The sequence below is a fragment of the Pseudoxanthomonas sp. LjRoot125 genome (genome assembly GCF_964252705.1).
Classification (GTDB): domain Bacteria; phylum Pseudomonadota; class Gammaproteobacteria; order Xanthomonadales; family Xanthomonadaceae; genus Pseudoxanthomonas_A.
The window spans coordinates 776,287-802,690 of the sequence record NZ_CAXUOY020000001.1; the positions used below are offsets into that span (position 1 = coordinate 776,287).

The 26,404-nt window shown below is 69.4% G+C and carries 26 protein-coding genes and 1 riboswitch; of the genes, 5 read left to right on the top strand and 21 right to left on the bottom strand.

Annotated features, from left to right (window positions below):
* Window positions 1-17: 17 nt before the first annotated feature.
* A complete protein-coding gene (locus ACSION_RS03415; RefSeq protein WP_435304845.1) occupies window positions 18-812 on the bottom strand; it encodes an alpha/beta fold hydrolase in 795 nt (264 codons plus the stop codon).
* Between the two features lie 59 nt (window positions 813-871).
* Here ACSION_RS03415 and ACSION_RS03420 point away from each other — a divergent pair, with 59 nt between their 5' ends.
* The gene (locus ACSION_RS03420) at window positions 872-1,711 is read left to right on the top strand and encodes an alpha/beta fold hydrolase (RefSeq protein WP_435304846.1); all 840 of its coding nucleotides are present in this window, start codon (window positions 872-874) and stop codon (window positions 1,709-1,711) included.
* Between the two features lie 7 nt (window positions 1,712-1,718).
* On the opposite strand, the gene ACSION_RS03425 is transcribed toward ACSION_RS03420, so the two are convergent.
* From ACSION_RS03425 to fabA, 4 genes are all read right to left on the bottom strand, one after another.
* Window positions 1,719-2,465 (bottom strand): 4'-phosphopantetheinyl transferase family protein, encoded by a 747-nt coding sequence (locus ACSION_RS03425; RefSeq protein ID WP_435304847.1) that lies wholly within the window; start codon window positions 2,463-2,465, stop codon window positions 1,719-1,721.
* A 136-nt stretch (window positions 2,466-2,601) separates the two neighbouring features.
* Window positions 2,602-4,686, bottom strand: coding sequence for a putative bifunctional diguanylate cyclase/phosphodiesterase (locus tag ACSION_RS03430; RefSeq protein WP_435304848.1), 2,085 nt, complete (start codon window positions 4,684-4,686; stop codon window positions 2,602-2,604).
* A 115-nt stretch (window positions 4,687-4,801) separates the two neighbouring features.
* Complete coding sequence (gene fabB / locus ACSION_RS03435; RefSeq protein ID WP_435304849.1) at window positions 4,802-6,010, bottom strand: beta-ketoacyl-ACP synthase I; 1,209 nt, start codon at window positions 6,008-6,010, stop codon at window positions 4,802-4,804.
* A complete protein-coding gene (gene fabA / locus ACSION_RS03440) occupies window positions 6,010-6,525 on the bottom strand; it encodes a 3-hydroxyacyl-[acyl-carrier-protein] dehydratase FabA (protein WP_435304850.1) in 516 nt (171 codons plus the stop codon). The genes fabB and fabA overlap by 1 nt, the downstream gene beginning before the upstream one ends.
* A 214-nt stretch (window positions 6,526-6,739) precedes the next feature.
* Here fabA and dinB point away from each other — a divergent pair, with 214 nt between their 5' ends.
* Window positions 6,740-7,822, top strand: coding sequence for a DNA polymerase IV (dinB, locus tag ACSION_RS03445; RefSeq protein WP_435304851.1), 1,083 nt, complete (start codon window positions 6,740-6,742; stop codon window positions 7,820-7,822).
* 55 nt (window positions 7,823-7,877) lie between these two features.
* Here the strand turns inward: dinB and btuB are convergent, their stop codons facing one another.
* The 3 genes from btuB to ACSION_RS03460 form a co-directional block, all read right to left on the bottom strand.
* Window positions 7,878-9,743 carry a TonB-dependent vitamin B12 receptor gene (btuB, locus tag ACSION_RS03450; protein ID WP_435304852.1) on the bottom strand — a complete coding sequence of 622 codons (1,866 nt, stop codon included), beginning with the start codon at window positions 9,741-9,743 and terminating at the stop codon, window positions 7,878-7,880.
* A gap of 119 nt (window positions 9,744-9,862) precedes the next feature.
* Window positions 9,863-10,082, bottom strand: a riboswitch (cobalamin riboswitch).
* 47 nt (window positions 10,083-10,129) lie between these two features.
* On the bottom strand, window positions 10,130-10,498 hold the full coding sequence (locus tag ACSION_RS03455) for a TfoX/Sxy family protein (RefSeq protein ID WP_093489871.1): 369 nt from the start codon (window positions 10,496-10,498) through the stop codon (window positions 10,130-10,132).
* The gene (locus tag ACSION_RS03460; RefSeq protein ID WP_435304853.1) at window positions 10,495-10,980 is read right to left on the bottom strand and encodes a GAF domain-containing protein; all 486 of its coding nucleotides are present in this window, start codon (window positions 10,978-10,980) and stop codon (window positions 10,495-10,497) included. Before ACSION_RS03460 ends, ACSION_RS03455 begins: the two co-directional genes overlap by 4 nt.
* 82 nt (window positions 10,981-11,062) lie before the next feature.
* Between ACSION_RS03460 and ACSION_RS03465 the strand changes: the two genes are divergently transcribed.
* Window positions 11,063-11,788, top strand: a complete 726-nt coding sequence (locus ACSION_RS03465; protein WP_435304854.1) for a TMEM175 family protein — start codon at window positions 11,063-11,065, stop codon at window positions 11,786-11,788.
* A gap of 4 nt (window positions 11,789-11,792) precedes the next feature.
* The gene (gene bioD, locus ACSION_RS03470) at window positions 11,793-12,458 is read left to right on the top strand and encodes a dethiobiotin synthase (RefSeq protein ID WP_435304855.1); all 666 of its coding nucleotides are present in this window, start codon (window positions 11,793-11,795) and stop codon (window positions 12,456-12,458) included.
* A 94-nt stretch (window positions 12,459-12,552) separates the two neighbouring features.
* Here bioD and ACSION_RS03475 read toward each other — a convergent pair whose 3' ends face one another.
* From ACSION_RS03475 to ACSION_RS03485, 3 genes are all read right to left on the bottom strand, one after another.
* On the bottom strand, window positions 12,553-12,945 hold the full coding sequence (locus tag ACSION_RS03475; RefSeq protein WP_093489875.1) for a phasin family protein: 393 nt from the start codon (window positions 12,943-12,945) through the stop codon (window positions 12,553-12,555).
* A gap of 155 nt (window positions 12,946-13,100) precedes the next feature.
* Window positions 13,101-13,457, bottom strand: a complete 357-nt coding sequence (gene queD, locus ACSION_RS03480; RefSeq protein ID WP_435304856.1) for a 6-carboxytetrahydropterin synthase QueD — start codon at window positions 13,455-13,457, stop codon at window positions 13,101-13,103.
* A gap of 63 nt (window positions 13,458-13,520) precedes the next feature.
* Window positions 13,521-14,879, bottom strand: a complete 1,359-nt coding sequence (locus tag ACSION_RS03485; RefSeq protein ID WP_435304857.1) for a DEAD/DEAH box helicase — start codon at window positions 14,877-14,879, stop codon at window positions 13,521-13,523.
* Between the two features lie 400 nt (window positions 14,880-15,279).
* Here ACSION_RS03485 and ACSION_RS03490 point away from each other — a divergent pair, with 400 nt between their 5' ends.
* On the top strand, window positions 15,280-16,047 hold the full coding sequence (locus ACSION_RS03490) for a Crp/Fnr family transcriptional regulator (RefSeq protein ID WP_435304858.1): 768 nt from the start codon (window positions 15,280-15,282) through the stop codon (window positions 16,045-16,047).
* A 147-nt stretch (window positions 16,048-16,194) separates the two neighbouring features.
* On the opposite strand, the gene cydC is transcribed toward ACSION_RS03490, so the two are convergent.
* The 10 genes from cydC to ACSION_RS03540 form a co-directional block, all read right to left on the bottom strand.
* On the bottom strand, window positions 16,195-17,871 hold the full coding sequence (cydC, locus tag ACSION_RS03495) for a thiol reductant ABC exporter subunit CydC (protein ID WP_435304859.1): 1,677 nt from the start codon (window positions 17,869-17,871) through the stop codon (window positions 16,195-16,197).
* Window positions 17,868-19,556 carry a thiol reductant ABC exporter subunit CydD gene (cydD, locus tag ACSION_RS03500; protein WP_435304860.1) on the bottom strand — a complete coding sequence of 563 codons (1,689 nt, stop codon included), beginning with the start codon at window positions 19,554-19,556 and terminating at the stop codon, window positions 17,868-17,870. The genes cydC and cydD overlap by 4 nt, the downstream gene beginning before the upstream one ends.
* Window positions 19,553-20,278 carry a sulfite exporter TauE/SafE family protein gene (locus ACSION_RS03505; RefSeq protein WP_435304861.1) on the bottom strand — a complete coding sequence of 242 codons (726 nt, stop codon included), beginning with the start codon at window positions 20,276-20,278 and terminating at the stop codon, window positions 19,553-19,555. The genes cydD and ACSION_RS03505 overlap by 4 nt, the downstream gene beginning before the upstream one ends.
* Window positions 20,268-20,462 carry a cbb3-type cytochrome oxidase assembly protein CcoS gene (gene ccoS / locus ACSION_RS03510; RefSeq protein ID WP_093489882.1) on the bottom strand — a complete coding sequence of 65 codons (195 nt, stop codon included), beginning with the start codon at window positions 20,460-20,462 and terminating at the stop codon, window positions 20,268-20,270. Before ccoS ends, ACSION_RS03505 begins: the two co-directional genes overlap by 11 nt.
* Window positions 20,459-22,834: a heavy metal translocating P-type ATPase gene (locus ACSION_RS03515; protein WP_435304862.1), complete on the bottom strand. Its 2,376-nt coding sequence runs from the start codon at window positions 22,832-22,834 to the stop codon at window positions 20,459-20,461. Before ACSION_RS03515 ends, ccoS begins: the two co-directional genes overlap by 4 nt.
* Window positions 22,835-22,844: 10 nt before the next feature.
* Complete coding sequence (locus ACSION_RS03520) at window positions 22,845-23,366, bottom strand: FixH family protein (protein ID WP_435304863.1); 522 nt, start codon at window positions 23,364-23,366, stop codon at window positions 22,845-22,847.
* Window positions 23,363-24,955, bottom strand: coding sequence for a 4Fe-4S dicluster domain-containing protein (locus tag ACSION_RS03525; RefSeq protein WP_435304864.1), 1,593 nt, complete (start codon window positions 24,953-24,955; stop codon window positions 23,363-23,365). The genes ACSION_RS03520 and ACSION_RS03525 overlap by 4 nt, the downstream gene beginning before the upstream one ends.
* Before the next feature lie 82 nt (window positions 24,956-25,037).
* On the bottom strand, window positions 25,038-25,334 hold the full coding sequence (locus ACSION_RS03530) for a hypothetical protein (RefSeq protein ID WP_056880835.1): 297 nt from the start codon (window positions 25,332-25,334) through the stop codon (window positions 25,038-25,040).
* The gene (gene ccoP / locus ACSION_RS03535) at window positions 25,331-26,266 is read right to left on the bottom strand and encodes a cytochrome-c oxidase, cbb3-type subunit III (RefSeq protein WP_435304865.1); all 936 of its coding nucleotides are present in this window, start codon (window positions 26,264-26,266) and stop codon (window positions 25,331-25,333) included. The genes ACSION_RS03530 and ccoP overlap by 4 nt, the downstream gene beginning before the upstream one ends.
* Window positions 26,263-26,403 (bottom strand): cbb3-type cytochrome oxidase subunit 3, encoded by a 141-nt coding sequence (locus ACSION_RS03540; protein ID WP_093489888.1) that lies wholly within the window; start codon window positions 26,401-26,403, stop codon window positions 26,263-26,265. The genes ccoP and ACSION_RS03540 overlap by 4 nt, the downstream gene beginning before the upstream one ends.
* Window position 26,404: the final 1 nt, after the last annotated feature.

Sequence of the window (26,404 nt, forward strand, 5' to 3'; positions counted from 1 at the left end):
GACGGGATCCTGCGGACTCATGGATGGCATGTCTTGATGCGGTCGACCAGGGCGAGCACTTCGTTGATGGGGACGACGGCGGCGTTCAGCGCCGCATCGGAATTCCACGCCTGCGATGCATCGACGTCGATCCAGTGCACGGCCGGATGGGCGGTCGTCCAGGCGGCGTGCAGGCGCGCCATCTCCGGTGAGCGTCGCGAGCAGATCACCGTCGTCATCGGTGCCGCTGGCGGTGAAGCCGCAAGATCGAGCGCTGCCAGGCCCTCGCGCAGCGCGGGAGAGAGCGGCATGCCCATCGCCTCGCCGGGCGTGTCGCTGGCATCGGGCTGGCGTTGGCCCGTTTCTTCCTCCAGGTAGGCACGGTGGGACTGGGCGAGTTCGGCAAGATAGCCGCGACCGTCGACCACCGGATCCCACAACACGACATGCGCCGCACGCACGTCGCTGCGCTGCGCCGCGCGCGCGGCAAGGGTCGCACCCAATCGCAGACCGGCCAGCACGATGCGCGAGACGCCCGCACGGCGCCGCAGCTCATCGGCCGCCGCCGCGATATCGTCGATCCAGTCGTCGGGCGTGAAGGCGTCGCTGTCGCCACCGGAATCGCCCGTGCCGGCATAGTCGAAGCGCAGGGTTGCGTAGCCGGCGGCTTCCAGGCGCTGTGCGAGCACGCGATAGGCGCGGTGCGCACGCACGGCTTCTTCGCCGAACGGGTTGCACAGCAGGACCGCGACGGATGCCGGACGCAGGCGCGCAGGGAGCCGCGCCGCGACCAGCAGGTCGCGATCGTTGGCGCGAAGGAACTCGAACCCCATGGCAGTCCCCCTGTGACTGTTGTCTAATCAACGTCGGTCGCGGAGCCCACAGGCCATGCATGGCGAACGTCGTTTCATTTCGTGAGTCGATCGCATCACCCGGTGATGCAGGTGGCGTCGTCGCCATCCTCACCGAACCGGAAGGCGAAATCACGGGGCAACAGCGGCCATCCGTCACGCTGCTGAATGCGGGCGTGATCCATCGGGTCGGACCGCATCGCCTGCACGTTCGCCTCGCCAGGGCGCTGGCGGCGACCGGGTTCCCGGCGCTGCGGCTGGACCTGTCGGGCATCGGCGACAGCCGCCCGCTGGCGGAGGGCCTGACCTTCCGTGAAAGCGCCGTTGCCGACATCCGCACGGCCCTGGATTGGCAGGCCGCGCGTCTCGGCGATGCGCCGGCAATCCTGTTCGGGATCTGTTCCGGCGCGGACAACGCCCTCGCGGCCGCGCTGCAGGACACGCGCGTGGCCGGCATCGTGCTGGTCGATCCGCATGCCTACGCCACCCGGCGGGCGCGGCTGCGGCAGTTGCGACGCATGGGCCCGCGCGCCCTGTTGCGTCGGGTGGGCGCACGGCTGCTGCCGCGTCCGTCCCGCGCGCATGCCGGCGACGGGGCGCCCGGCGGCAGCGCGCGCCAACCGCCCCCGCGCGAGGACATGCGCGGGCAGCTGCAGGCGCTCGTCGCGCGCGGCGTCCGGATCCTGTCCATCCACACGCTGGCGCAAGGCCAGCGCAACAATCACGTCGACCAGGTGTTCGAATCGTTTCCCGAGCTGCGCGGAAAGGTCGACACGCTGTATTTCCCGCGCGCGAACCACACCTTCACCGCGTTGTCGGAACAGGCGGCCCTGATCGATGCGGTCGTCCAGTGGTGCGGCCGGCGATTCCCCGCCTCCTGAGGCCGCGTCAGCCCATGGCGGGTGCGCCGGTGAGGGTGTCATGCCGGTGTTCCACCCAGGCGACACGCGGGGTCGCCGACCATGCGGACGGCAGGCAAAGCGCGGCTGCGTGAGTGCCGCCGGCGGGGAGGTCGATCACTTCCCAGTCGCCCGCGCGTGTCGTCGAACCGTCCAGCAATACCCGCCAACGGCCGTCGACCGGCGCGGCGAATCCGATGCGGTGCGGTTCCAGCGCCAGGCCCAGGCCGCGCGCCTTCATGTAGGCCTCCTTGCGCGTCCACAGCGCATGGAAGGCGGCGGGTTGCGATGCGGGCGGCAGTGCGGCGAGGTCGCGTTGCTCGTCGTCGGTGCAGCAATGCGCCACCAGTTCCGGCACCAAGGCGCGGCCGACGGATTCCACGTCCAGCCCGATCGGTCCACGCAGGTCAACGGCGCAGGCGACCAGTCCATGCGTATTGGCCGCACTGAAATGCCAGGCGGCCAACGAGGGCGGCGACCGCACCCACGGGCGCCCGTGCTCATCGGGGGCGAAGCGCAATGCGGCGGCGGATCCGGGGGTGGCGACCGCCTGCGCCAGTGCGAATCGCTGCAGCCATCGCGACGCCGCGGCGATGTCCCGGTCACGTGGAAAGCGGAATCGCTGGACGTGGGCGAGGTCCGCCTCATCGAGGATGGCGGGCGTCGTCGCGTCGACTCCGCCGAGCACGGTGTCGGGGCGGGCGAACCAGACCAGGACGGGCTCGGGGGCGGGCATGCGGCGAGTGTAGGCTTCGCCGCGCTGTCGCGGGCCTGTAACAGGCGCCGCGCACAATGGCGCCCGCAACAAGGATCCTCTCTCCTCCCGCGTTGCTCCAAAGCCCGGTCCCTGCCGGGCTTTGTGCTTTCCGGGATCAGCCAGCGAGGCAGGGTGCGGGCGCGGCCTGGCGGGTATGCACCAGTCGGTCCGCCGCCACCGGTTCGCCGAGCAGGTAGCCCTGGTAGAAATCGCAGCCCAGCTGCCGCAGCTGCTGTTGCTGACCGGGGGTTTCGACGCCCTCGGCGACAACCTTGAGGTTCAGCGTGCGGCCCAGGGCCACGATCGAGGCGACGATCGCGGCGTCGTCGGCATTGGATTCCAGCTCGCGGACGAAGGCGCGGTCGATCTTCAGCTCGGTGGCCGGCAAGCGCTTGAGGTACAGCAGGCTGGAGTAGCCGGTACCGAAATCGTCGATGGAGATCCGCACGCCCATGCGTGTCAGCTCGTCGAGGATGTCGACGCTGGCGTCCGCATCGCGCATCGCGGTGGTCTCGGTGATCTCCAGCGTCAGGCGCGTCGGGTCCAGCGCATGCCGCGCCAACGTGTCGCGCACGGTTTCGACCAGCGATGGCGAGGAGAACTGCAGCGGCGACAGGTTCACCGCGATGGAGGGCACATCGTGGCCTGCGCAGTCCCATGCGTGCAGCTGCCGGCAGGCTTCGTCCAGCACCCATTCGCCCAGGCTCAGGATCAGCCCGCTGCGTTCGGCGGCGGCGATGAACGCCCCCGGCGGCAGCAGCCCCATGTCCGGATGCTGCCAGCGCAGCAGCGCTTCCACGCCCGCCATGCGGTAGTCGGGTGCGGCGAACTTGGGCTGGTAATGCAGCACGAGTTCGTTGCGCTCCACCGCGCGACGCAGGTCGTTCAGCAGCTTCAGCTGCTGGTGCGCGCTGATGTTCATCGACGGCGCGAAGAAGGTGTAGCCGTTCCGGCCGTTGTCCTTGGTGTGGTACATCGCGGCATCGGCGTGCGCCATCAGGTCGCGCTCGGTCACGCCGTCGGAGGGATACATGGCGATGCCGATGCTGGCGGTGACCTGCACGTCGATGCCCTGCGCCTGGATCGGCAACGACACGGCATCGAGGATGCGCTGCGCGACCACCGCGGCATCGTCCGGGTCGGTGGAGGGGGCGACCAGCACGAATTCATCGCCGCCAAGCCGCGACAGCGTGTCCTGGCTGCGAAGCAGGCCGCGCACGCGCGTGGCGACGTCGGCGAGCAGCAGGTCGCCGGCCTGGTGGCCGTAGGCGTCGTTGACGCTCTTGAACCCATCGAGGTCCAGGAACATCACCGCCAGCGACTCCTGCTTGCGCTTGGCCTTCTCGATGGCCTGTTCGATGCGGTCCTGCAGCAGCACGCGGTTCGGCAGCTTCGTGAGCGGGTCGTGCAGCGCGGCCTGCACCAGTTCCTCGTTGGCGCGCGCCAGCGAGATCGCGAGGTGGCGGGTGCGCAGGTGCATCTGCCGGTCCAGCACGGACACGATCAACGCGATGCCCATGATGGCCACGGTAGCCACCACCACCAGCACGGCCAGCCATTGCGCGGGCACGCCACCATCGCGCGCCGCGCCGCACCAGCTGTCGGCCGGGAAGCGGGCAGCGGCCATCCCGGTGTAGTGCATGCCGACGATGGCAAACCCCATCACCACGGCGGCCGTCAGGCGCATCCCGTGCCGGCGGTGGCCACGCCGGAGGTGGAAGGCGATCCACAGCGCAGCACCGGAGGCGACCACGGCGATGACGATAGACAGCGCAAACCACAGCGGGTCGTAGTCGATGCCGGGCTGCATGCGTAGCGCGGCCATGCCGATGTAGTGCATCACCGCGATACCCGCGCCCATCAGCACGGCCCCGAGGCTCAGCAGGCGCAAGGGCAGGTCGGGACGCGAGACCAGCCACAAGGCGAACGCCGAGACGCCCACCGCGGCGAGCATCGAGTAGAGGGTGATGGCGAGGTCGTAGCCGAGCGGGATGGGCAGGTCGAACGCGAGCATGCCGACGAAGTGCATCGACCAGATGCCCAGGCCCATCGCCATCGCGCCACCTGCCAGCCACCAGCGCGCCGCGGCGGTACCGCGGGTGGTGGTGACGCGGCCGGCCATGTCCAAGGCCGTGTAGGACGCCAGGATGGCGACCAGCAGCGAAAAGAGGACGAGGACCTCGTTGTAGGTTCCGGACATGGGGCAGGGGCCGACGCCGGGGACGGGCGTCCGTCAGACTGTATCGGCCGCTACGCTTCTGACTTGAGCGCCGCGGCCGCCACCGAGGCGACCGCGGGCAGGACCGGACGCCCGGTCAGACGCGCCCGAACACCAGGCTCGCGTTGGTGCCGCCGAAGCCGAAGCTGTTGGACATCACCGTATCCAGCGTCGCGTCGCGGCTGGCCTGCACGATGGGGAAGCCCGCCGCGCCTTCATCGAGGGTCTCTATGTTGGCCGAGCCCGCGATGAAGCCGTCGCGCATCATCAGCAGGCAGTAGATCGCTTCGTGCACGCTGGCCGCGCCGAGCGAGTGGCCGGACAACGCCTTGGTGGACGAAATCGGCGGCAGGGTGTCGCCGAGCGCGGCGCGGATCGCGTCGAGTTCGATCACGTCGCCCAGCGGCGTCGAGGTGCCATGCGTGTTGAGGTAATCCAGCGGCTGGGTGACGCCTTCCAGCGCCATCTGCATGCAGCGCACCGCGCCTTCGCCGGATGGCGCCACCATGTCGGCGCCGTCGGAGGTCACGCCGTAGCCGAGCAGTTCGGCATGGATGCGCGCGCCGCGCTTGACCGCGTGGTCATAGTCCTCAAGCACCAGCATGCCGCCGCCACCGGCGATGACGAAGCCGTCGCGGTCCGCGTCGTAAGGACGCGAGGCGTGGGTCGGGTCGTCGTTGCGCTTGCTCGACAGCGCGCCCATCGCGTCGAACATCATCGTCAGCGCCCAGTGCAATTCCTCGCCGCCGCCGGCGAAGACGATGTCCTGGCGGCCGGCGCGGATCAGGTCCGCCGCCGCGCCGATGCAGTGCGCGGAGGTCGCGCAGGCCGCGGAGATCGAATAGCTGACGCCCTTGATCTTGAACGCGGTGGCCAGCGTCGCCGACACCGTCGAGCACATCGTGCGCGGGACCATGTACGGGCCGACCTTGCGGATGCCGCGTGCGCGCAGCAGGTCGGCCGCTTCGATCTGCCATTCGGCCGAACCACCGCCGGAACCGGCGATCAGGCCGGTGCGCGGCTGGCTGACCAGTGCCTCGTCCAAGCCGGCATCGGCGATCGCATCGCGCAGCGCGATGTGCGCGAACGCGGCCGCGTCGCCCATGAAGCGCTTCTGCTTGCGGTCGATCTGCGCGTCGAGGTCGATCTCGGGCGCGCCGCCGACCTGGCTGCGGAAACCGAGCTCGGCGTACTGCGGGATATGGCGGATGCCGGAGCGGCCTTCGCGCAACGCGGCCGACACGGTGTCCGCGTCGTTGCCCAGGCAGGAGGTGATGCCCAGGCCGGTGATGACGACACGGCGCATCAGAAGCTCTCCGTCGACGTGAACAGGCCCACGCGCAGGTCGCGCGCGGTGTAGATCTCGCGGCCGTCGACCAGCATGCGGCCATCGGCCACCGCCAGCACCAGCTTGCGGTTGACCACGCGGCTGATGTCGATCTCGTAGCTCACGCGCTTGGCGGTGGGCAGCACTTGGCCGGTGAACTTCACTTCGCCGGAGCCGAGCGCGCGACCACGGCCGGGCGCGCCGATCCAGGTGAGGAAGAAACCGGTGAGCTGCCACATCGCATCCAGGCCCAGGCAGCCGGGCATCACCGGATCGCCGAGGAAGTGGCACTGGAAGAACCACAGGTCCGGACGGATATCGAGTTCGGCGCGCACCATGCCCTTGCCATGCGTGCCGCCGTCCTGGCGGATCTCGGTGATGCGATCGAACATCAGCATCGGGTCGTTCGGGAGACGGCCGCTGTCGGGGCCGAAGAGTTCACCGCGCGCGCTGGCCAGCAGCTGTTCGCGCGAGAAGGAAGCGGGGGCGTTCATTGCGTCGTCCGTTCTGCGAAGGCGCAAATAATGCACACATGTGCATACGCTTGTCTTGATGCAAATCAACCGGGTTTTTCCATACGCCGGCGTACCATCGTGGAAGTGCAATTTCGGCAAGGGTTTCACGCGATCCGCCCGCATCTCCACACGCGTGCGTATCCAACGCGCATGCATCCATGCGATCGCGTACGGCCGCCGATATCATCGCGTGATGCGCAAGATCATCCACATCGACATGGACGCGTTCTACGCGTCGGTGGAGCAGCGCGACGATCCGTCGCTGCGCGGGCGACCCGTGGTCGTGGCCTGGCGCGGCGAGCGCTCGGTGGTGTGTGCGGCGTCCTACGAAGCGCGCGTGTTCGGCGTGCGCTCGGCGATGCCGGCGATTCGCGCGGAGCGGTTGTGCCCGCAGGCGGTGTTCGTGCCGCCCGATTTCATCCGCTACAAGGCGGTGTCGCGGCAGGTGCGCGAGATCTTCTTCCGTCATACCGACCTGGTCGAACCGCTCTCGCTGGACGAGGCCTACCTCGACGTCACCGCGCCGAAGACCGACCTGCCGACGGCCACCGCCGTGGCCGAGACCATCCGCGCGCAGATCCGCGAAGAAACGCAGCTGACCGCCTCGGCCGGCGTGGCGCCGAACAAGTTCCTCGCCAAGATCGCCTCGGACTGGCGCAAGCCGGATGGCCAGTTCGTCCTGCGTCCGCACCAGGTGGAGGCGTTCCTGACGCCACTGCCGGTGGAGCGCATCCCGGGCGTCGGCAAGGTGATGCAGGGGCGCTTGAATGCGGATGGCATCCGTACCGTCGGCGACCTGCGCCTTCACCCGCAACACGAGCTGGAAGCGCGCTACGGCAGCTTCGGCGGCAGCCTGTACCGGCGCGCGCGCGGCATCGACGAGCGGCCTGTCGAACCGGACCAGCCGGTGCAGTCGATCTCCTCCGAAGACACCTTCGCCACCGACCTGCTGTTGTCGGAACTGGAACCGCACATCGTCCGCATCGCGGAAAAGGCATGGCAGGCCAGCCGCAAGACCGAGCGCGTGGGCCGCACAGTGGTGCTGAAGCTGAAGACCTCCCAGTTCCGCATCCTCACCCGCAGCTTCACGCCGGAATCGCCGCCGTCCTCCGCGCAGGACTTCATCGATATCGCCCTGGCGCTGCGCGAGCGCGTCGACCTGCCGGGCGCCACCCGCTACCGACTGGTGGGCGTGGGGCTGTCGGGGTTCCGGGATCGGGATGAGATGGCGACCCAGCCTGGCTTGTTCGACGGAGCGGAGTTGGCTGCCGGTTGAGCCGAAAAAAAGCCCGGCAATGCCGGGCTTCTTCCTGTCGCGTGCCGCCGTCGAATTACTCGGTCGGCTGGTAGCGCAAGCTCAGGCCGTAGGTGCGGCCGGCCTGGTTGTACCAGGCGACGGTTTCGTACTCGCGGTCGAACACGTTGCCCACCTTCGCTTGCAGCGTCCATGCCGGCGCGATGGCGTACTCCAGGCGCAGATCCAGCGTGCTGTAGCCGCCCAGGCGGACCGTGTTGGCCAGATTGTCGTAGCGCTCGCCTGCGGCGTTGAACGTCAGGCCGGTGCGGAACGCGCCGAACGCGCGATCCACGTCGACGCGCGCGGTGTTGCGCGGACGGCGTGCCAGCAGGTTGTCGTCGTTGAAGCCGGCCGACCGATTGCGCGGATCGGTGTGGCTCAGCTGGGTGGCGATGTCGAAGCCTGCCACCGCGACGTCGACGGTGAACTCCGCGCCGCGGATGCGGGCTTCGTCGATGTTGTTGGGCAGGAAGATCGCCGCGTCGTAGGAGATCAGCTGGTCCACCTTGTTCTGGTAGACGTTGAACGTCCAGTTCCAGGTGTCCGCGTACTGCGCGATGCCGAGGTTGACGCTCTCGGACTCTTCCGGCTTCAGGTCCGGATTGCCGAAGAACGGGTAGTACAGGTCGTTGAAGCTCGGCGCCTTGAAGCCCGTGGCCACGCTGGCGGTCAGCTTCAGGCCGTTACCGAAGCCGAACCCGTAGCCCAGGCTGCCGGTGGTGTGGTTGCCGAACTGCTCGTTGTCGTCGTTGCGGACGCTGGCCTGCAGCTGGTGCGCGCCGAAGCGGCCCTGGTATTCGACGAAGCCGGCCAGGTTGTCGCGCTGGGTGACGTCGAAGTCGGTGGCGCTTTCCACCTTGTCGTCCTGCCAGTCGATGCCGGCGGTCAGCAGCTGGTTGGCGGCCACGGCGAAGTCGCCCTGCGCCGACGCCACGTAGCGACGCGTCTCGAAGTAACCGGACGGCACGTCATCGTGGAAGTCGTCGGACTTGTCGTCGTTGCGGCCCAGGCTCAGCAGCAGGTTGACCTTGTCGCTCGGCGCGTAGCGCAGCTTGGTGCCCAGCACCTGCTGCACGGTTTCGGATCGGTTGGTGAAGCTGCCGTCGAACTCGCTCTCGCCGTCGGCGCGCAGCGCGTTGGCTTCCAGCGTCAGCGTATCGGTGAACGAGTAACCGCCGCGCAGGTTGGCCGAGGTATTACGGTAGCCGTCGCGGTCGGGTTCGTCGGCGAAGCAGCCGGCACCGAACGGGTTCGCGGCATCCCCGCTGGTGCCGCGGCAGGCGTTGAAGCCGTCGGTGCGCGTGTGCGCCACGTCGGCGCCGAACCAGCCGCGGCCGATGCCGCCGCCGATACCGGCGCTGGCTTCACGCGTACTGTCGCTGCCCACGCCGATGCGGAAGTTCGGCCGCACCTTGCCGGTGTTGCGGCGGGTGAACACCTGGATCACGCCGCCGATGGCTTCGGAGCCCCACAGGCTCGAGCGCGGACCGCGCACGATCTCGACGCGATCGATCTGGTCGATCGGCAGGTCCTGCAATGCCGGCAGGCCGGCGGTCGCCGAGCCCATGCGCACGCCATCCACGAGCACCAGCACGTGGTCGGATTCGGCACCGCGCAGATTGAGCGTGGTGATCTTGCCCGCGCCGCCCTGGTTGGCGATCGAGATGCCGGCGCGTCCCTGCAGCAGTTCGCCCAGCGAGCGCGCCTGGCTGCGCTGGATCGCGTCGCGGCCGATCACCTGCGCGGGAACCAGGCTGTCTTCGACGGCCACTTCCGTGCGCGTGCCGGAGACGATGATCTCGTCGAGGTTGGTGGCCTCCTGCGCCTGCGCTGCAGCGGGCAGCGCCATCGCGACCGCGAGGGCCAGCAGGGAAGGGGAGGAAAAAGTACGGCTTTGCATCGGAACAACTCCATCGCGCGCCCCGCGCGCATTCTTCGGCGTGGAGTCGCGATGGAAAGGGATGCGGAGCGGACAGCGCAGGCGAAGCGGCGCGGCACGCCGCGACGCCCTCCGCATCGCAACCAGTGGACTCCCAGGCCGGTCTCCGGGCTTGCGAACGAGTGCAGGGCACTCCGCCGTGGCGCCTTCCCATGCGTCGTGGACGCACAGTGGCCGATGCCGCGGCTGTCTTCGCCTACCGTTGCGGGGGCAGCGCCGGAATGCCGCCGTGGGGCGGGTCACCGGCTTCCCGTTTCAACCCGGCACGAGGCGCGGGTCACCTGAAAGCGCGCGCAGTATACGGGAAGCGCTCGCGTCGCCGTCAGGCGCGCGGTCGCCGCGGGCGATCAGTCGTCGCCGCGCGAGTCGAACAGGTTCAGGGACGGGCCCGTGTCTTCTTCCTGCTCGGTGTGGGTCGTCGTCACCGGGCCGGCGGCAGGGCGGCCACGCGGTGGCGGCAGCAAGGCCGCGGCCGCGTCGTAGGCCACCAGTAGTTCGCCGCGGCGCGCTTCGGGCAACTGCTGCCAGTGGCAATCCAGCAGGGCGCCTTCCAGCGCATACAGCAGGTTGAGACTCGGGCGGAACCCCGCACGCTTGACCCGGATGAAGGCCTCGACCGCGCCAACCGACTCCAGGTCCTCCTGCGTGCGCAGGCCGACCTGGCGGAGCCAGGCGGCGGACTTGGGGCCGATGTTGCGCAGCTTGGTGCCTGTCATGTCAGCGAATCCAGGAAAATGGCGGCGATGCGTTCCATGCCTTCCTGGTCGTCCGCATCGAACCGGGCCAGGCGGGGGCTGTCCAGGTCGAGCACGCCGACGAGTTCGCCCCCTTTCACCAGCGGGACCACCAATTCCGAGCGCGATGCGGAATCGCAGGCGATGTGGCCCGGGAAGGCGTCCACATCGTCCACGCGCTGGGTCTGGTGGGTGCGTGCGGCGGCTCCGCAGACCCCCTTGTCCAACGGGATCCGCACGCAGGCTGGTAAGCCTTGGAACGGACCGACCACCAATTCCCGGCCATCGAAGAAGTAGAAACCCACCCAGTTGAAGTCCGGAAGGGCGTGGTAGACCAGTGCGGCCAGGTTGGCGGCATTGGCGATCCGGTCCGGTTCGCCAGCCAGCAGGGCGCGCGCCTGTTCGACCAGCTGCGCGTATTGTTCCGGCTTGCTGCCGGTGAGCGTTTGGGAGGCGAATGACATGCCGTCGATTCTACTCCCGGCACTTCGCGGCGGCCCGATATGATGCATTCCATCGGCAGGCCTGACGGGGAGACGGGTAGGCATGAGCGCAGGTGAAGACGAGGCCAGCTGGCGCGGCCATGGGGTGACGCGGCTCGAGGCGTTCGTGGATGCGGCCTTCGCGTTCGCGGTGACCCTGCTGGTGATCTCGGTGGACAGCATCCCGGACAGCATCGGCGCGCTGCTGCAGGCGCTGAAGAACGTGCCGGCGTTCGCCGCCAGCTTCGCGATGGTGGCGATGTTCTGGTATGCGCACGTGCGCTGGAGCCGTCGCTACCGCCTCGGCAGCGTGCCCGCCACCTTGCTCAGCCTGCTGCTGGTGTTCCTGGTGCTGGTCTACGTGTATCCGCTGCGCCTGTTGCTGGGCACCTTCTTCGCCTGGATCACCGGCGGCTGGTTGCCGATGCCGCTGAACGACGCCAACGGGGCGCGCCCATTGGCCTTCATGTTCACCTTTTACGGGTTGGCGTTCGCGTCGATGTCGGCCTGCATCGGCGGCCTGTACGCGCTGGCGTGGCGTGCGCGTGCGCGCCTGGAGTTGGATGGAGAGGCCGCCGCCAACGCCGCGGGCGAGTTCGCTTCGCATGCGTATTTCGTCCTGGTCGGGCTGCTGTCGGTGCTGATCGCCGGCCTGCTGACCGAAGACTCGCGCTCGTGGCAGGTCGCGCTGCCGGGCAGCGTGTACTTCCTGCTCTCGTTCACCGGCCTGCTCCACGTGGCGGGACAGCGCTGGGGCGCGCGTCGCTGGCCGGCACGCGCGGAGGATTGAGGCGATGGACAGGCTGTTCGTCACCGGCACCGATACCGGCGTGGGCAAGACCGTCGCCAGCGCCGCGCTGCTGCATGCGTTCCGCGCACGTGGCCTGTGCGCGGTGGGCATGAAGCCGGTCGCCAGCGGCTGCGAACGTATGCCCGATGGCTGGCGCAATGAAGATGCGCTGGCCCTGCAGGCCGCCAGCGATCCGGTGCCGCCCTACGAGGACGTCAATCCCTACGCCCTGCCCGCGCCGCTGGCGCCGGAGATCGCCGCGCGCGATGCGGGCGTGGACGTGCAACTGGGTGTGCTGGTGTCCGCGTTCGAACGCCTGCATCCGCTGGCCGACATGGTGCTGGTGGAAGGTGTCGGCGGCTGGGCCGCGCCGCTGACGGCCACGCTCGACCAGCGGCACCTGGTCGAACAGCTGCGCCTGCCGGTGGTGCTGGTGGTCGGCATGCGCCTGGGGTGCATCAACCATGCGCGGCTCAGCGCGCGCGCGATCCAGGACGACGGCGCGCGGCTGGTGGGCTGGATCGCGAACGAAGTCGACCCCGACATGGCGCGCCGCGACGAAAACTTCGCCCTGCTGTCGGCGCGCATGCCCGTGCCTTGTTGGGGACGGTTGCCGCATGCCCCGGGTGCGCAGGCCCAGGCGCTGGCGACGTCCCTCGCGTTGCCCTGATCGCGGACAATAAAAAACCCGGCAGCGTGGGGGCTGCCGGGTCGGGCTTGCGCGGAGGGAGGGGAGGGCCGCGCAATAACCGGTTGAAGCGGGCTTACTTGGCCTTCGCGGCCTTGGTCGCCTTGGCCACGGAGGCCTGGACGTTGTCGGTCGCGGTTTCGAACTGGGTCTTCACCAGCTGGCCGAAGGCTTCACCGGTCTTCAGGCTCAGGCCGAACACTTCCTGGCTGGCGGCGACGACGCGCTCGGCGTTGTCCTTGGCGACCTGCAGGCCCTTCGGCCACAGATTCTTGTAACCGTCGAGATCACGGGTCTCGGCCAGCTCGCCGAAGAAGGCGGTGGTGGCGTCGACGTTCTTTTCGAAGGTCTTCAGCTGCACGCCGAACACCGTCTCGGCGCTTTCCAGGGCCAGGCGGTTCGCACGGGCCGCAGCGGCCGCGAACTGGTGCGTGAACTGGCTGAAGCTTTCGTTGAATTGCGTGGTCATGGCGTGCTCCTAAAAGGGGATTTCCATCTGTTGCGGCGCAGCATAGAGGGATCCATGTTGCAGCGCAATAACCGGCGTATGGAAATCCGACGAACGGTCAGGAGCCGTTAAAAATCAAACGCTTGTATGGCGTGGTCTGGAACCGGTTCCAGCGCTCAGGGGCCGGTATAGCGGCAGCCGGAAGTGCAGGTTTCATGCACCACGACGGCGCTTAGCAGCGGCAGCACCGGCTTGGCCTGGTCCCAGATCCACGTGGCCAGCTGCTCGCTGGTGGGGTTGTCCAGGCCCGGGATGTCGTTGAGGTAGTGATGGTCCAGCCGGTCGTAGATCGGCTGGAAGGCCGTCTTCACGTCGGCGAAGTCCATCACCCAGCCGGCGCGCGGGTCGATCGGCCCGGACAGGTGCAGCTCGATGCGGAACGAATGTCCATGCAGGCGCGCGCACTTGTGGCCGTCCGGTACGTGCGGCAGGCGGTGTGCGGCTTCGACGGTGAAGACCTTGAAGATGTCCATGCGGCGGATCCTGGAGCGTGGAAGCGCGCGGCACCGCCGAGGGTGCCGCGCGCAGGGTGCAGCTTAGCGGGCCGGGCGCGACTGGCCCTGGCGGGCGCCACCGGGGCGACCGTCGCGGCGCTGGCCGCCGTGCTTCTTCGGGCCGGCATGCGCGTGGCGCGGCGCATCGCCGTGCGGGCGACGCGCGTGCTTCTGCGGGCCGTTGCGGCGCGGGGTGCGCTCGCCGCCCGGCAGGTCGGCCTTGCCCGGCGCGCTGTTGCCCCAGCGGATCGGCGTCTGCGGCTCGAAGCCCGGCACGTCGCGCAGGTCCACGTCGCGGCCCAGCATGCGCACGATGGCGCGCAGGTACTTGGCTTCATCCTGCGCCACCAACGAGATCGCTTCGCCGGTCGAGCCGTTGCGGCCGGTGCGGCCGATGCGGTGCACGTAGTCCTCGGCCACCATCGGCAGGTCGAAGTTGATCACCTGCGGCAGTTGGTCGATGTCGATGCCACGCGCGGCGATGTCGGTGGCGACCAGCACGTTGATGCGGCCGGCCTTGAAGTCGCTGAGCGCGCGCTGGCGCGCACCCTGCGACTTGTTGCCGTGGATCGCCGCGGTCTTGATGCCGCTCTTGTCCAGGAACGTGGCCAGCTTGTCGCTGCCGTGCTTGGTGCGGGCGAACACCAGCGTCTGCACGCGGCTGTCCTTGGCCAGCAGGTGCAGCAGCAGGTCGCGCTTTCGGCTGCCATCGACCGGATGCACGCGGTGGGTGATGGTCTCGGCCACCGTGTTCTTCGGCGTGACCTGGATCTGCTTCGGGTCGTGCATGAACTCCAGCGCCAGCTCGCGGATCGGATCGGCGAAGGTCGCGGAGAACAGCATGGTCTGGCGGTTCTGGCGGGGCAGCTTGGCGAGGATGCGCTTGATCGACGGCAGGAAGCCCATGTCGAGCATGCGGTCGGCTTCGTCCAGCACCAGGATCTCGATGCCCGACAGGTCCACGCTACGGCGTTCGAGGTGGTCGATCAGGCGGCCCGGGCAGGCGATCACGAGATCCACGCCACGGCGCAGCGCGTCCAGCTGGTTGCCCATGCCGACGCCGCCGTAGATGGTGGTGCTGGGGATGCGCAGGTACTTGCCGTAGCTACGCAGGCTGTCGTGCACCTGCACGGCCAGTTCGCGGGTGGGGGTCAGCACGAGGGCGCGCGGCTTGCGCGGGCCGCCCCGCTGCACTTCCTGCGGGGTGGTGGCCAGGTACTGGATCAGCGGCAGGCCGAACGCGGCAGTCTTGCCGGTGCCGGTCTGGGCGCCCGCCAGCAGGTCGTGGCCGGCCAGGGCCAGCGGGATGGCCTGTTCCTGGACGGGGGTGGGCTGGGTGTAGCCCTGTTCGTCGAGCGCGCGCAGCAGGGCGGGCGCCAGGCCTAAGGTTTCAAACGTCATTGTCGAAGCTCCAAAGCCGGTCGGCCGGACGCGCGCGCAACACCGGCACGGAAGCGTGCGGCGGCATGGAACGCGCGGAATGCGGCAAGACCGTGACTCGAAGCGTTCCCTGAAACCGCGCTGCGAGAAGGGGTGCGGAGGCGCCAAAACGGCGCTACCGAGCTTGCGCAACGAAAGAAGTCGGAGCGGGGCGGGCGCGGGAATTCGCGGGGAATTCCCTGCGCCGGCGGACCATCGGGGAAACGAACGGCCGCAGGCAAGCGGCGCGCACTGTACCCGAATCCGGGGCTGAATGGGGGAATCCCCGCTGAAAGCGCGCGCTGCGACCGATTGTCGCAGTACGGAAATCAAGGGTTTGCGGGCGTATCATGGCCCGTGAAGACCCACGTAGCCGACCGCCATGAGCCTTCGCATCCTCCGCCAGAACGACGCCCCGGTGCCCGGTTCAGGGACCGGCGACGCCGTGGTCTGCCAGGCCGCGCGCGGCTGCAGCGGCTGCCTGGTCCGGCACCTGGCCGTCTGCGCGGCGCTGCCGGTGCAGAAGGCCCAGGCCATGGAATCGCTGGCCGATGACGTCCGCCTGGTGGCAGGCGAGGCGCTGGTGCGCGAAGGCGAACCCCGCCGCGGCGTGTTCACGGTGACCAAGGGCGCCCTGCGCCGGATCCGCCTGCTGCCGGATGGCCGTCGCCTGGTCGCCGGGTTCCTGATGCCGGGCGACTTCATCGGCTTCAGCGGCACCTCGCACTACAAGCACACCATCGAGTCGATCACCGACAGCACGCTCTGCGAGTTCTCGATGGCCGACATGCGCAGCCTGTGCAACGACCACCCCGAACTCGAGCGCGAGCTGCTCGAGCGCGCATGCGTGGAACTGGACGCCACCCGCAGCAACCTGATGTCGCTCGCGCGCCTGAACCCGATGGAGCGGTTGGCCGGCTTCCTCGTCGACATGGCGCAGCGCCGCCGCCGCCAGGGCCAGGACGACACCGAAGTGATCCTGCCGATGACGCGCACCGACATCGCCGACTACCTGGGACTGACCGTGGAAACCGTCAGCCGCAGCTTCACCCGCCTGCGCCAGGAAGGCAGCATCGCCACCGACGATCCGCACCACGTGCGCCTGCTCAACCGCGCGCGCCTGGACGCCTTGGCCGAAGCGCGGGCCTGAAGCTCTGCTTTTTGTAGGAGCGACGTGAGTCGCGACCGCACGCCGCACTTGCAAAGACAGGCATCGCGCACGCGGAACTCATACCTTCATCGCGGGATCCGTCCGTGCAAAGGCACTTCATTCTTGCGGTCGCGACTGACGTCGCTCCTACAAGGGTCCGGCCTCCCTGAGCAGCTTCCCGTCCTGCAACCTGTAGCGTGCATCCGCCACGCCCTCCGGCGGCACGGCATGGCTGATGATCACCGCGCTGCGTCCATGCGCGGCGTCGGCGAAATCGCGCATCAGCGCGTCGGCGGTGTCCTGGTCCAGGCCTTCGGTGGGTTCATCGAGCAGCAGTAGCGGCGCGTCACGCAACAGCGCGCGCGCCAGCGCCAGCCGGCGCACCTGTCCGGCGGAAAGCGTGGCGCCGTTCTCGCCGACCCACGCATCCAGGCCATCGCTCAGGCCGAGGACGTGCGCATCCAGATGCACCTGGGCGAGGACGGACCACAAACGCGCGTCGTCGGCGTGCGGATCGCCGAGCCGGAGGTTCTCGCGCACGCTGCCGGAGAACACCGGCGCGTCCTGCGGCAGCCACGCGATGCGCGCATGCCAGTCCGCGGACGCCAGGGTGCGCAGCTCGATGCCGTCGAACGAGACCTCGCCGTTCTGCGGTTCGCACAGCCCGAGCACCAGCGCCACGAGCGACGATTTCCCCGCGCCGCTGTCGCCGGCGATGAGCACGTGTTCGCCGGGTTCGATGCGCAACGTCGCGTGGTCGAGTACGCGGCGCGACGTGCCCGGCCAGGCGAACGTCACGTCGTGCAGCACGAGCGCGCCTTGTGCCGCAGCCCGGTGCTTGCCGGCACCGACGCGCGTTCCCGGTGCTTCGACCACCTCTTCCAGTCGTCGCACGGCGATGGCGGCTGCATGCCATGCCTGCCAGGCGGGCGCGATGGCGCTGCATGCCTCCAGGACCGCGACCGTCATGAAGAACAGGGCGCCGGCGAGCGCGGCATCGAGCCGTCCCGCGTCTACCGCCGACAGCAGCAACCACAGCATCGCAGGCAGCGCGCACGCGGCCACCAGCGCCTGCAGCAGCGTGGCATCGGCGAGCCGGCGACGACGCAGGCCATCCCAGTGCGCGACATCGCGACTGCGCGCATCGAGTGCTTGCAGCCAGGCCGATGTCGCCTCCATCGCCGCGAGGTCCACCTGGCCCTCGATGCCTTCCTGCACGCCGGCGCGCAGTCGCGTGCGCGCGTCGGCGCGGGCATCTTCGAGTGCGGCCGCGCGACGGACCGACCACCAGGGCGCCGCCACGCCGAGCAGCAACAGCACCACCAGCAACACGCCGCCTGCCGCGGGAAGGATGCTTGTTGCGATGCCCGCCGCCAGCACGCACAACGCCAGCACGGCGAGCAAGGGGCCGACGGCGCGGACGAGCCGTCCGTCCACCGCCTCGATGTCGGCCAGCAATCGGGTGACCAGCTCGCCGACGCGGTGGTGGCCTAGCCCGAGCGGCGCCCGCGGCAGTGCACGCCGGAAGAACCACACCCGCAGGTCGCGCGCGATACGCAACGTGGCGTCGTGGCCCACCAGCTTTTCCGCATACCGCGACAGGATGCGAACGAAGGTCAGCGCGCGGATACCGGCGGACGGACCGAAGAAGTTGAAGCCGAGCGCGCCGGTGCCTGCCAATGCAGCGGCGGTCAGGAAATGCCCCGAGACCGCGAGCAAGGCGGTGCCCGCCATCAACGTCAGCAGCAGCAGGACCACGGCCAACGTCGCCAGGCGGCGATGGACGCGAAGGACATCACGCAGGCGAGGGTCCTGTGCGCTCAAGCGCCGTCCTCCGTCGTGCTCAACCGGCCATCTCGCACGTGCCATACCGTCGTCATGGCTGCCATCGCGGCCGCGCTGTGCGTCGCCATCACCACGCAGCGTCCTTCCGCGAAGCGCACGATCGCCTGCAACACGGCCGCTTCGGTGTCGGGGTCGAGGAAGGCGGTGGGCTCGTCGAGCAGCAGCAGGTCGGGTGAGCGAAGGAACACGCGCGCCAGCGCCACGCGCCTTGCTTCGCCGCCCGACAACCCGAATCCACGCTCGCCGATCACGGTGTCCAGTCCGTCCGGCAGCCGGTCGGCGAAGCGGAGCACCTGGGCGGCATCGGCGGCGGCGCGCAGTTCTTCGTCGCTCGCCTCGGGCCTGGCCATCCGCAGGTTGTCGCGCAGGCTGCCGGCGAACAGGAACGGGCGCTGCGGCGCGTAACCGATGCGCAGGCCATTCGTGTGGATCAGCTCGCCTGCGGTCGGCGGCACGAGATCCGCGAGGACATCGAGCAAGGTGCTCTTGCCGCCGCCGCTGGGGCCGACGAGTGCCACGCGCTGCCCACGGTGCAAGGCGATGTCAGCGGCTTGCAGGGCATCGCGCGTTGCACCGGCGTGCCGCACCGTCACGCCGCGTGCCACGACGAGCGGTGCCGAAGGGGCGTTGAGCGGCGGGACCGGTTCGGAAGACGAGTGCTCGGGCGTATCGAGCAGGGTTGCGAGCTCCTCCATGGCCGCGCGCGCACCGGCGCGGTCGTGGTAGTGCGTGGCGAGCCGGCGCAACGGCGCGTAGAACTCCGGCGCCAGCAGCAGGCAGAACACCCCCGCGCCCAGCGTGAGCGGCGCGGTGCGCAGGTCGAGCATGCCGAGATAGCTCAGGCCCAGGTACAGCGCGATCATCGCAACGCTGAGCGAGGCGAAGAATTCCAGCACCGCCGACGACAGGAAGGCGATGCGCAATACGCGCAGGCTGCGCACGCGCAGCTCCTCGGCGGCCGCACGGATGCCTTGCAGCTCGGCCTCGCCCCGGCCGTACACGCGGATCAGCCCCAACCCGCGCAGGCGATCGGCGAAGTGGCCGCCCATGCGCGCCAATGCCTGCAACTGGCGACGGCTGGCGGCTTCGGCGCCCCAACCGACCAGCATCATGAAGACCGGCACCAGCGGCATCGTCAGCAGCAGGATCAGGCCGACGGTGCGATCCACCGCGAACACGGCCAGCAGGATCGCCAGCGGAACGCCGACGACTTCCGCCCGCACCGGGACGAAGCCGCCGTAGTAGCCCTCGACGGCATCGACGTGCGTGCCCAGGTGTTCGGCCAGTGCACCGCTCTGCTGCGAGCGTGTCCACGCCGGACCGCGCGACACCACCGCGCGCGCGAGGCGGGCGCGCAGGGCGATGCGGATGCGTTCCACCGCCTGGTCTGCCCAGCGCCGTCCTGTCCAGGCGAGCAGCGCGCGTGCGACGAGCACGGATAGCAACGCCGCGAGCCATGGCGACTGCGCCGCCACCGATTCGCCGGCGACGAAGACGCGCTGGATGCACAGGGCGATCAATGCGGCCTGCGGTACCAGCAGTACGCCGGCCAGCACGGCGCAGGTGCTGGCGCCGCGCAAGGGCAGCGCAGCGTCGCGGCCCAGCGCCTTCAGCCGCAGCGCGGCGGTCGGCGCCGGCGCCTGATCGGGGGCAGTCCCCTTCATGCCGGCAAGGGCTGGCAGCCCAGTGCGGCGAGGATGCCGTGCAGCGCGGGGTGCTGCATCAGCCACGGCGAGGCGATGGTCAGCACGCCCGCGGCGAGCACGAAGCCGGCAGCGACGCGACGGAAGGCCGGTTGCTGCCACCGTCGGCCCAGGCGTGCACCGGACCATGTCAGCGTCACCATCATCGGCAGCGTGCCGAGGCCGAAGGCCGCCATCGTCAGCGCGGCATCGCGCACATTCGCCTGCAGCCACGCGACCGTCAGCAGGCTGAGGCTCAGTCCGCACGGCAGCCAGCCCCACAGCGCACCCGCGGCGAGGCGACGTGGCAGCGTGTCCGCAGGCAGGACGCGCGCATGCAGCGGCCGCAGCGCCTGCCAGATCTTCGCGCCGGGACGTGCGAGGACATCGAGTCGCCCGCGCTGGTCGAGCAAACGCAGCGCCAGCACCACCAGTGCTAGGCCCACGCCGATCCGCATCGCCAGCACGGCGGTGTCATGGCGCGCCAGCGACAACAAGCCGCCGCCGAATGCGCCGACCAGTGCGCCGGCCAGCGCGTAACCGCCCACGCGGCCCAGGTTCAACTGCAGCGCCTCGCGCCAGCCCTGGCGGGACGACATCGCCGAGAACCCGGTGGCGATGCCGCCGCACATCACCGCGCAGTGCGTGCTGCCCACCAGCCCCGCGAGCAGCGCGGCGAGCAGGACGGGAACATCAGGCCCCATCGTCGCCTTCGCGCGGGGACGGAACGGCGGGCGCGACCGGGCGCGGCGGTGCGTCGTCGAGGATGTCGAGCGCCGGCGTATCGAGATCGTCGAACTGGCCCTTGCGCACCGCCCAGGCGAACGCGGCGATGGCCAGCCCCAGCAGGAGCAGGCTGATCGGCAACAGCATCAGCAGGATGTTCATGCGGCGAGTCTCCGGTCGTCGCGCGCCAAGCGCAGCGCATTGACGGTCACTGCCAGCGAGGATACCGCCATGCCGAGTGCGGCGATCCACGGCGTGACCAGGCCGGCCGCCGCCAGGGGCACGGCGAGCAGGTTGTAGCCGGCCGACCACGCCAGGTTCTGCTTCACCAGCTTGCGCGCCAGGCGCGCCACGCGCACCGCGTCGGCGATGCGCAGCAGCGAGGGGCCGGTGGCGACGAGGTCCGCGGCCTGTTGCGCGAGCGGTGCGCCTTCGCCCATCGCGATGGACACATCCGCGCCTGCCAGCACCGGCGCATCGTTGAGGCCGTCGCCGACCATCGCGACGATGCGGCCTTCCTGCTGCAGCTGGCGCACCCGCGCCAGCTTGTCCTCGGGCGACTGGCGCGCGAGTGGCGACGCGATGCCGAGCGCATGCGCCAGGCGCTGCACGGCGCCGTCGCTGTCGCCGCTGGCCAGGTGCAGCTGCAGGCCCTGCGCGCGCAATGCGTCGAGGGCGGCGGCTGCGTCCTCGCGGGGACGTTCGTTCAAGGTGAAGCGCGCCACGCCGTACGTGCCGTCGCCCAGCCAGAGCCCGCCGTCATCCGTGCGTCCCGCCGCCCAGTCGGCCCGACCGAAGCGCCAGCGACGGCCGTCCACCTCGCCTTCCACACCGCTTCCCGGATGCGCGACGACCGCCTGTGCCGACGCGCGGCTGTCGACATCCGCGAACGCCGACGCGATCGGGTGGCCGCTGTCCTTCTCGAGCGCCGCGGCGATACGGGTTGCCGCATCGGCATCCACGCCGTTGAAGACCTCGACCGCCACGCGCGCCGGGCGGCCATCGCTGAGGGTCCCGGTCTTGTCGAACACCATGTCCGTGGCGCGCGCCAGCGTGTCGAGCGCTTCGGGCCGGGTCGCCAGCACGCCGCAACGCGCCAGCGCGCCATGCGCCGCGGCCAGCACGGCGGGCACCGACAGCGACAGGGCGCAGGGGCAGCTGATCACCAGCAGCGCCAGCGTGACTTCGAACGCGCGCTCTGGCTGGTACATGCGCCAGCCCACATAGACGCACACCGCCAATACCAGCAGGCTGACCACGAAATGGCGGCCGACACGATCGGCCAGCTGCGCCATCGGGGGGCGATGCCCCTGCGCGCGATCCACCAGCTCGGCGAGCTGCGACAACCGCGTGGCGGCGCCGGTGGCGGTGGCGCGCAACCGGGCGGGACGCTCGCGGCAGGTGGTGCCCGCATACACGGTGTCGCCGACGCGTCGTCGCACCGGGCGCGATTCGCCGGTCAGCAGTGCTTCTTCGAAATCCGCGTCCTGGTCCAGCAGCACGCCGTCGGCCGGTACGCCGTCGCCGGCGGCCACGCAGACGGTGTCGCCGATGCGCAATGCGGAAGGCGGCACGGATTCGCGCGTGCCGTCCGCGCGTTCGCGGGTGGCGAAGACCGGCTGCGCCCGCGCCAGCGCATCCACCTGCGCGGTAGCGACGTTGCGCGCGCGCTGTTCCAGCATGCGCGCGGCCAGCAGCAGGAAGACGAACATCACCGCCGCGTCGTACCAGACATGGGTGCCGCCGCGGATCGTTTCCGCCAGGCTGGCGAAGTAGGCGAGCAGCGTGGACCCGGCGATCAGTGTGTCCATGCCGAGGTGGCGGGCGCGCAGTTCGCGCGCCATGCCGGCGAGGAACGGCCAACCGCTGTAGAACACCACCGGCGTGCTGACCAGGAAAGTCAGCCAGCGGAACAGGTCGCGCGTGGGCAGCGGCATCGTCGCGTTGACGTCCAGGTACAACGCCTCGGCGAGCATCATCGCCTGCAGCGACCCCAGGCCGGCGACGCCCAGGCGCAACAGCCAGCGCCGGCGCTCGGACAGGCGCGCCTGTTCGCGCGCATCGCCCGTGGCGAGGTAGGGCCGGTAGCCGAGCATCGCCAGGCGCTCAAGCAGCGTGGACAACGTCGTGCGCGCAGGATCCCAACCGATCCGGATGCGTCCGGTGACGGCGTTCGCGGTGGTGTCGAGCACGCCGGCTTCGCGGGCGAGGGCGCGGTCGATCAGCCAGGCGCAGGCGGCGCAGCGCATCCCGTCGGTGAGCAGCACGATCTCGCGGCCGCCGTCGATCGCACGGCTGTGTTCGTCGAGCAGTTCGGGCCGATCCCAGCTGTCCAGGTCGCTGCGGGTGGCCTGCACGCGGTTGGCGGCGGCGCTGCGCAAGCGGTAGTAGCTGCCGAGATCGGCGTCTTCGATCCACGCGGCGGCGGCGGCACAGCCGTCGCAACAAAATGCATGCCCGCCTTCGATCCGCGCCGTCGTGCCGTCGGCGACGGGTTCGCCACAGTGATGGCACCGCGCGACCGACATGTCCATGCGCGGGTGCTCAACCGCCCCCGTGCGAGGGAGCCAGGCGGACGGCCTGTGTGTCCTTCTGCAGTCGGCCACGGATGCGCCAGCTGCCGTCCTGCGGCGAGAGCTGCACGTTCCAGTCGTGCGCGGTGTCGACCTCGGCCGGCGCGCGCCAGCCGGCGGTGTCGCGGGCCAGCGGCAGGCTCACGTCCTGCGCCGCCTCGGTCGGATGGGCCAGCGTCAGCACCAGCGGCGACGTGCCGGCGAAATCACCGGTCACCGCGGTCAGCTCCACGTGGTCGCCGCGCACCTGCACGATCGCGCTCAGCTTGCGCCGCGTGGCGTTGTCGTCGGGGCCGAGGTCGGTGGTCTGGATCTGCGAGACGCGCTGCACGTCGTCGATGACGGGGTCAGCGCCACCGGCGCGCACGGCGGTGACGACCAACCAGATGCCGGCAACGACCGACGCCAGGGGCAGGCCCCAGACCAGCCACACCATCGGTTCTTTCCAGAAGGGGCGGCCCGCGTCGGCGGAAGAGGATGTTTGCATTGTCATTGGATAGGTCCGAAGTAGCTGCTCTCCACCGATTTCTCGGTGCCGGTATCGAGGTCGCGCACGGTGAAGGTAACCGGATGGCGTCCGCGCACGTCGCCTGTCGCGGTCGCGGTGACGGCCAGCGACAGCACTTCTTCCGGTGCGGCCTTCACGGTCAGGTCGCCATCGCGCAAGGCGATGCCAGCGGTGCCGGAGGCCAGCGTCACCTGGTAGGTATGCGCCTGCTGATCCTTGTTCACCAGTTTCAGCGTGTAGCTGTTCTCGACCTGGCCACCGGCGACTTCGCGATACAGCGCGTTGCGGTCGCGCAGGACTTCCGCGATCAGGACGTCGCGGTTGAACACGCCCCAGCCCCACGCCATCACCAGCGCCAGCAGGATGGCGCCATAGACGAAGATGCGCGGCCGCAGCACCTTCGACGGTTTGCCGTCGATGGCGTTCTGGGTGGTGTAGCGGATCAACCCTTTCGGGTAGCCCATCTTGTCCATCACGTCGTCGCAGGCGTCGATGCACGCACCGCAGGCGATGCACTCGTACTGCAGGCCGTTGCGGATATCGATGCCGGTCGGGCACACCTGCACGCAGATCGTGCAGTCGATGCAGTCGCCCAGTTGTTCGGGGACGAACTTCGGCAGCGGCTCGATCACCGCGCCGGCACCGGCGAAGGTGATGGTGCCGTGCGCACCGAGGCGCTGGTCGGCGAGGCTGGGATGCGCGGCGGCGCGCATCACGTAGTCGTAGGCGGTGGTGTTCTGGAGCAGGCCGCGCGCGCGTTCCAGCACGCTGCCCAGGCCGCGCTTGCGCGGGCCGCGCGGTTCGCCGCGCATCGGGTCGTAGGCGATGATCAGGGTGTTCCGATCGAACATCGCGGCCTGGAAGCGCGCATAGGGGCACATGTACTTGCAGACCTGCTCGCGCAGGAAGCCGGCGAAACCCCACGTGGCCAGCGCGTAGAAAAACACCCAGAAGGTTTCCCAGCCGCCCCAGGCGAACGGCCACAGGCGCGCGCCCAGGTCGGTGATGGGCGTGAAGAATCCGACGAAGGTGAAGCCCGTCCACAGCGCGAACACGGCCCACAACACGTGCTTGCCGCCCTTGCGCAGCAGCTTGTTCGCGCTCCAAGGCGCCGCATCCAGCTTCATGCGCGCGCTGCGGTCGCCTTCGGTCCAGCGTTCCATCCACAGGAACACTTCCGTCCACACCGTCTGCGGGCACGCGTAGCCGCACCACAGGCGGCCGGCGAGCGCGGTGAAGAAGAACAGCGCCATGGCCGCGATGATCAGCAGTACCGCCAGCAGCAGGAAATCCTGCGGCCAGAACACCAGCCCGAAGACGTAGAACTTGCGCGCGGGCAGGTCGAACAGCACCGCCTGGCGATCGTCCCACTTCAGCCACGGGAACACGTAGTACATGCCCAGCAGCCACCAGACGGCCGCCACGCGCAGGCGGTTGAGCGTGCCCGCCACGTCGCGCGGATACACCTTGCGTTCGCTGACGTAGAACGAGTTGCCCTGCGCATCGACCACATCCAGCGGGATGCGGCGCTTGCTGTCGGAGGCGGGGGAGGGAGGCGAGGCTGGCGTGGACATGGCAGTGTCTGTCTTGGCTGGCATCATGCTCGCGCCGCGCGGGCGCGCGAGGGAGCGACGGTTTGTCGCAGGCAGCGCTTGCTCAGTCCGGCGGCAGCGCGCGGTTGAAGCGACTCGCAGGGCGCAGCAGGATCCAGGTGAACAGACTGCTGGCGGCCGTGGCGAGCCAGAACATGAAGAAACCCAGCGTGTAGCCGAGTTCGCGGCTGATCGCCAGGTCGGGGAAGGTCATGTCGCGCAGCGTCAGCGGGTCGACGAAGGCGAAGAACACCATCGTCGCCACGCCGGCAGCGAAGAAGCTGGGCCAGAGCACCGCCCCGACGCGCTGCGCGAGCGGCCGGGGCGGGTGGTCGAGGCGGGGCTCGGTGAAATCGGTCATTTCGCGCCGGCTGCCGCCTGACCCTCCTTGTGCGAGAGCGACCAGACGTACGAGGCCACGAGACGCGCGCGGGTTTCGCCCAGCAGCTCACGGTGGGCGGGCATCACGCCATGGCGACCCTTGGTGATGGTGGTGCGCATGCTTTCCTTGCTGCTCCCGTACAGCCAGTAGTCGTCGGTCAGGTCGGGCGCGCCCAGTTCCCGGTTGCCCTTGCCGTCCACGCCGTGGCAGGCCACGCAGAGGCCATCGTACAGCGGCTTGCCCTGGGCGGCCATGAAGTTGTTGCTCATGCCTTCCTGCGGGTTGTTCAACACGTTGACGTAGGCGACGACGTAATCGACCGCGTTCTCGCCGCCCATGTTGGTCAGCGCGGTGCCCCATTCCGGCATCACGCCTTCGCGACCGTCCAGCACCGTCTGCAGCACGAGGTCCGGCGTGCCGCCCCAATGCCAGATGTTGTCGGTGAGGTTGGGATAGCCGATGGCGCCCTGGCCCGACGAGCCATGGCAGGTGGCGCAGGTGTTGTTGAAGATCGAGCGGCCCAGTGCCAGCGCCTTCGGATCCTGGGCGAGCTGGTCGATCGACTGTCCGGCGAAAGGCGCGAAGGTCGCTTCCAGCTTCTTGTCCTGCACCGCCTTCACTTCGTCGTGCTCGCCGGTGGAGGACCACTTCGCGTAGCCGGGCACCACGCCCAGGCCGCCGTACCAGGCGATGTAGCCGATGCTGAAGACGATGGTGATGTAGAAGAGGTTGATCCACCACTTCGGCAGCGGCTTGTTGTACTCGGTGAGGTCGCCGTCCCACACGTGCGAGGTGTCTTCGGGTGCGGGGTCGCCGGGGCGACGGCGTCCGGTCCACCACAGCAGCCACACGCAGCCCAGGATGTTCAGGACGACCAGCGCGACGATGAACCAGATCCAGCCTGCGCTCATGGGTTGTTCTCCCCTTCCTCACCCAGCGGCATGCGTGCCGCATTCTCGAAATCCGCCTTGCGGCGCGGGCTCCACGCCCATGCCCAGCCGGCGATGAACAGCACGATCAGTGCCCCTGTCACGATCCCCGAAACCATG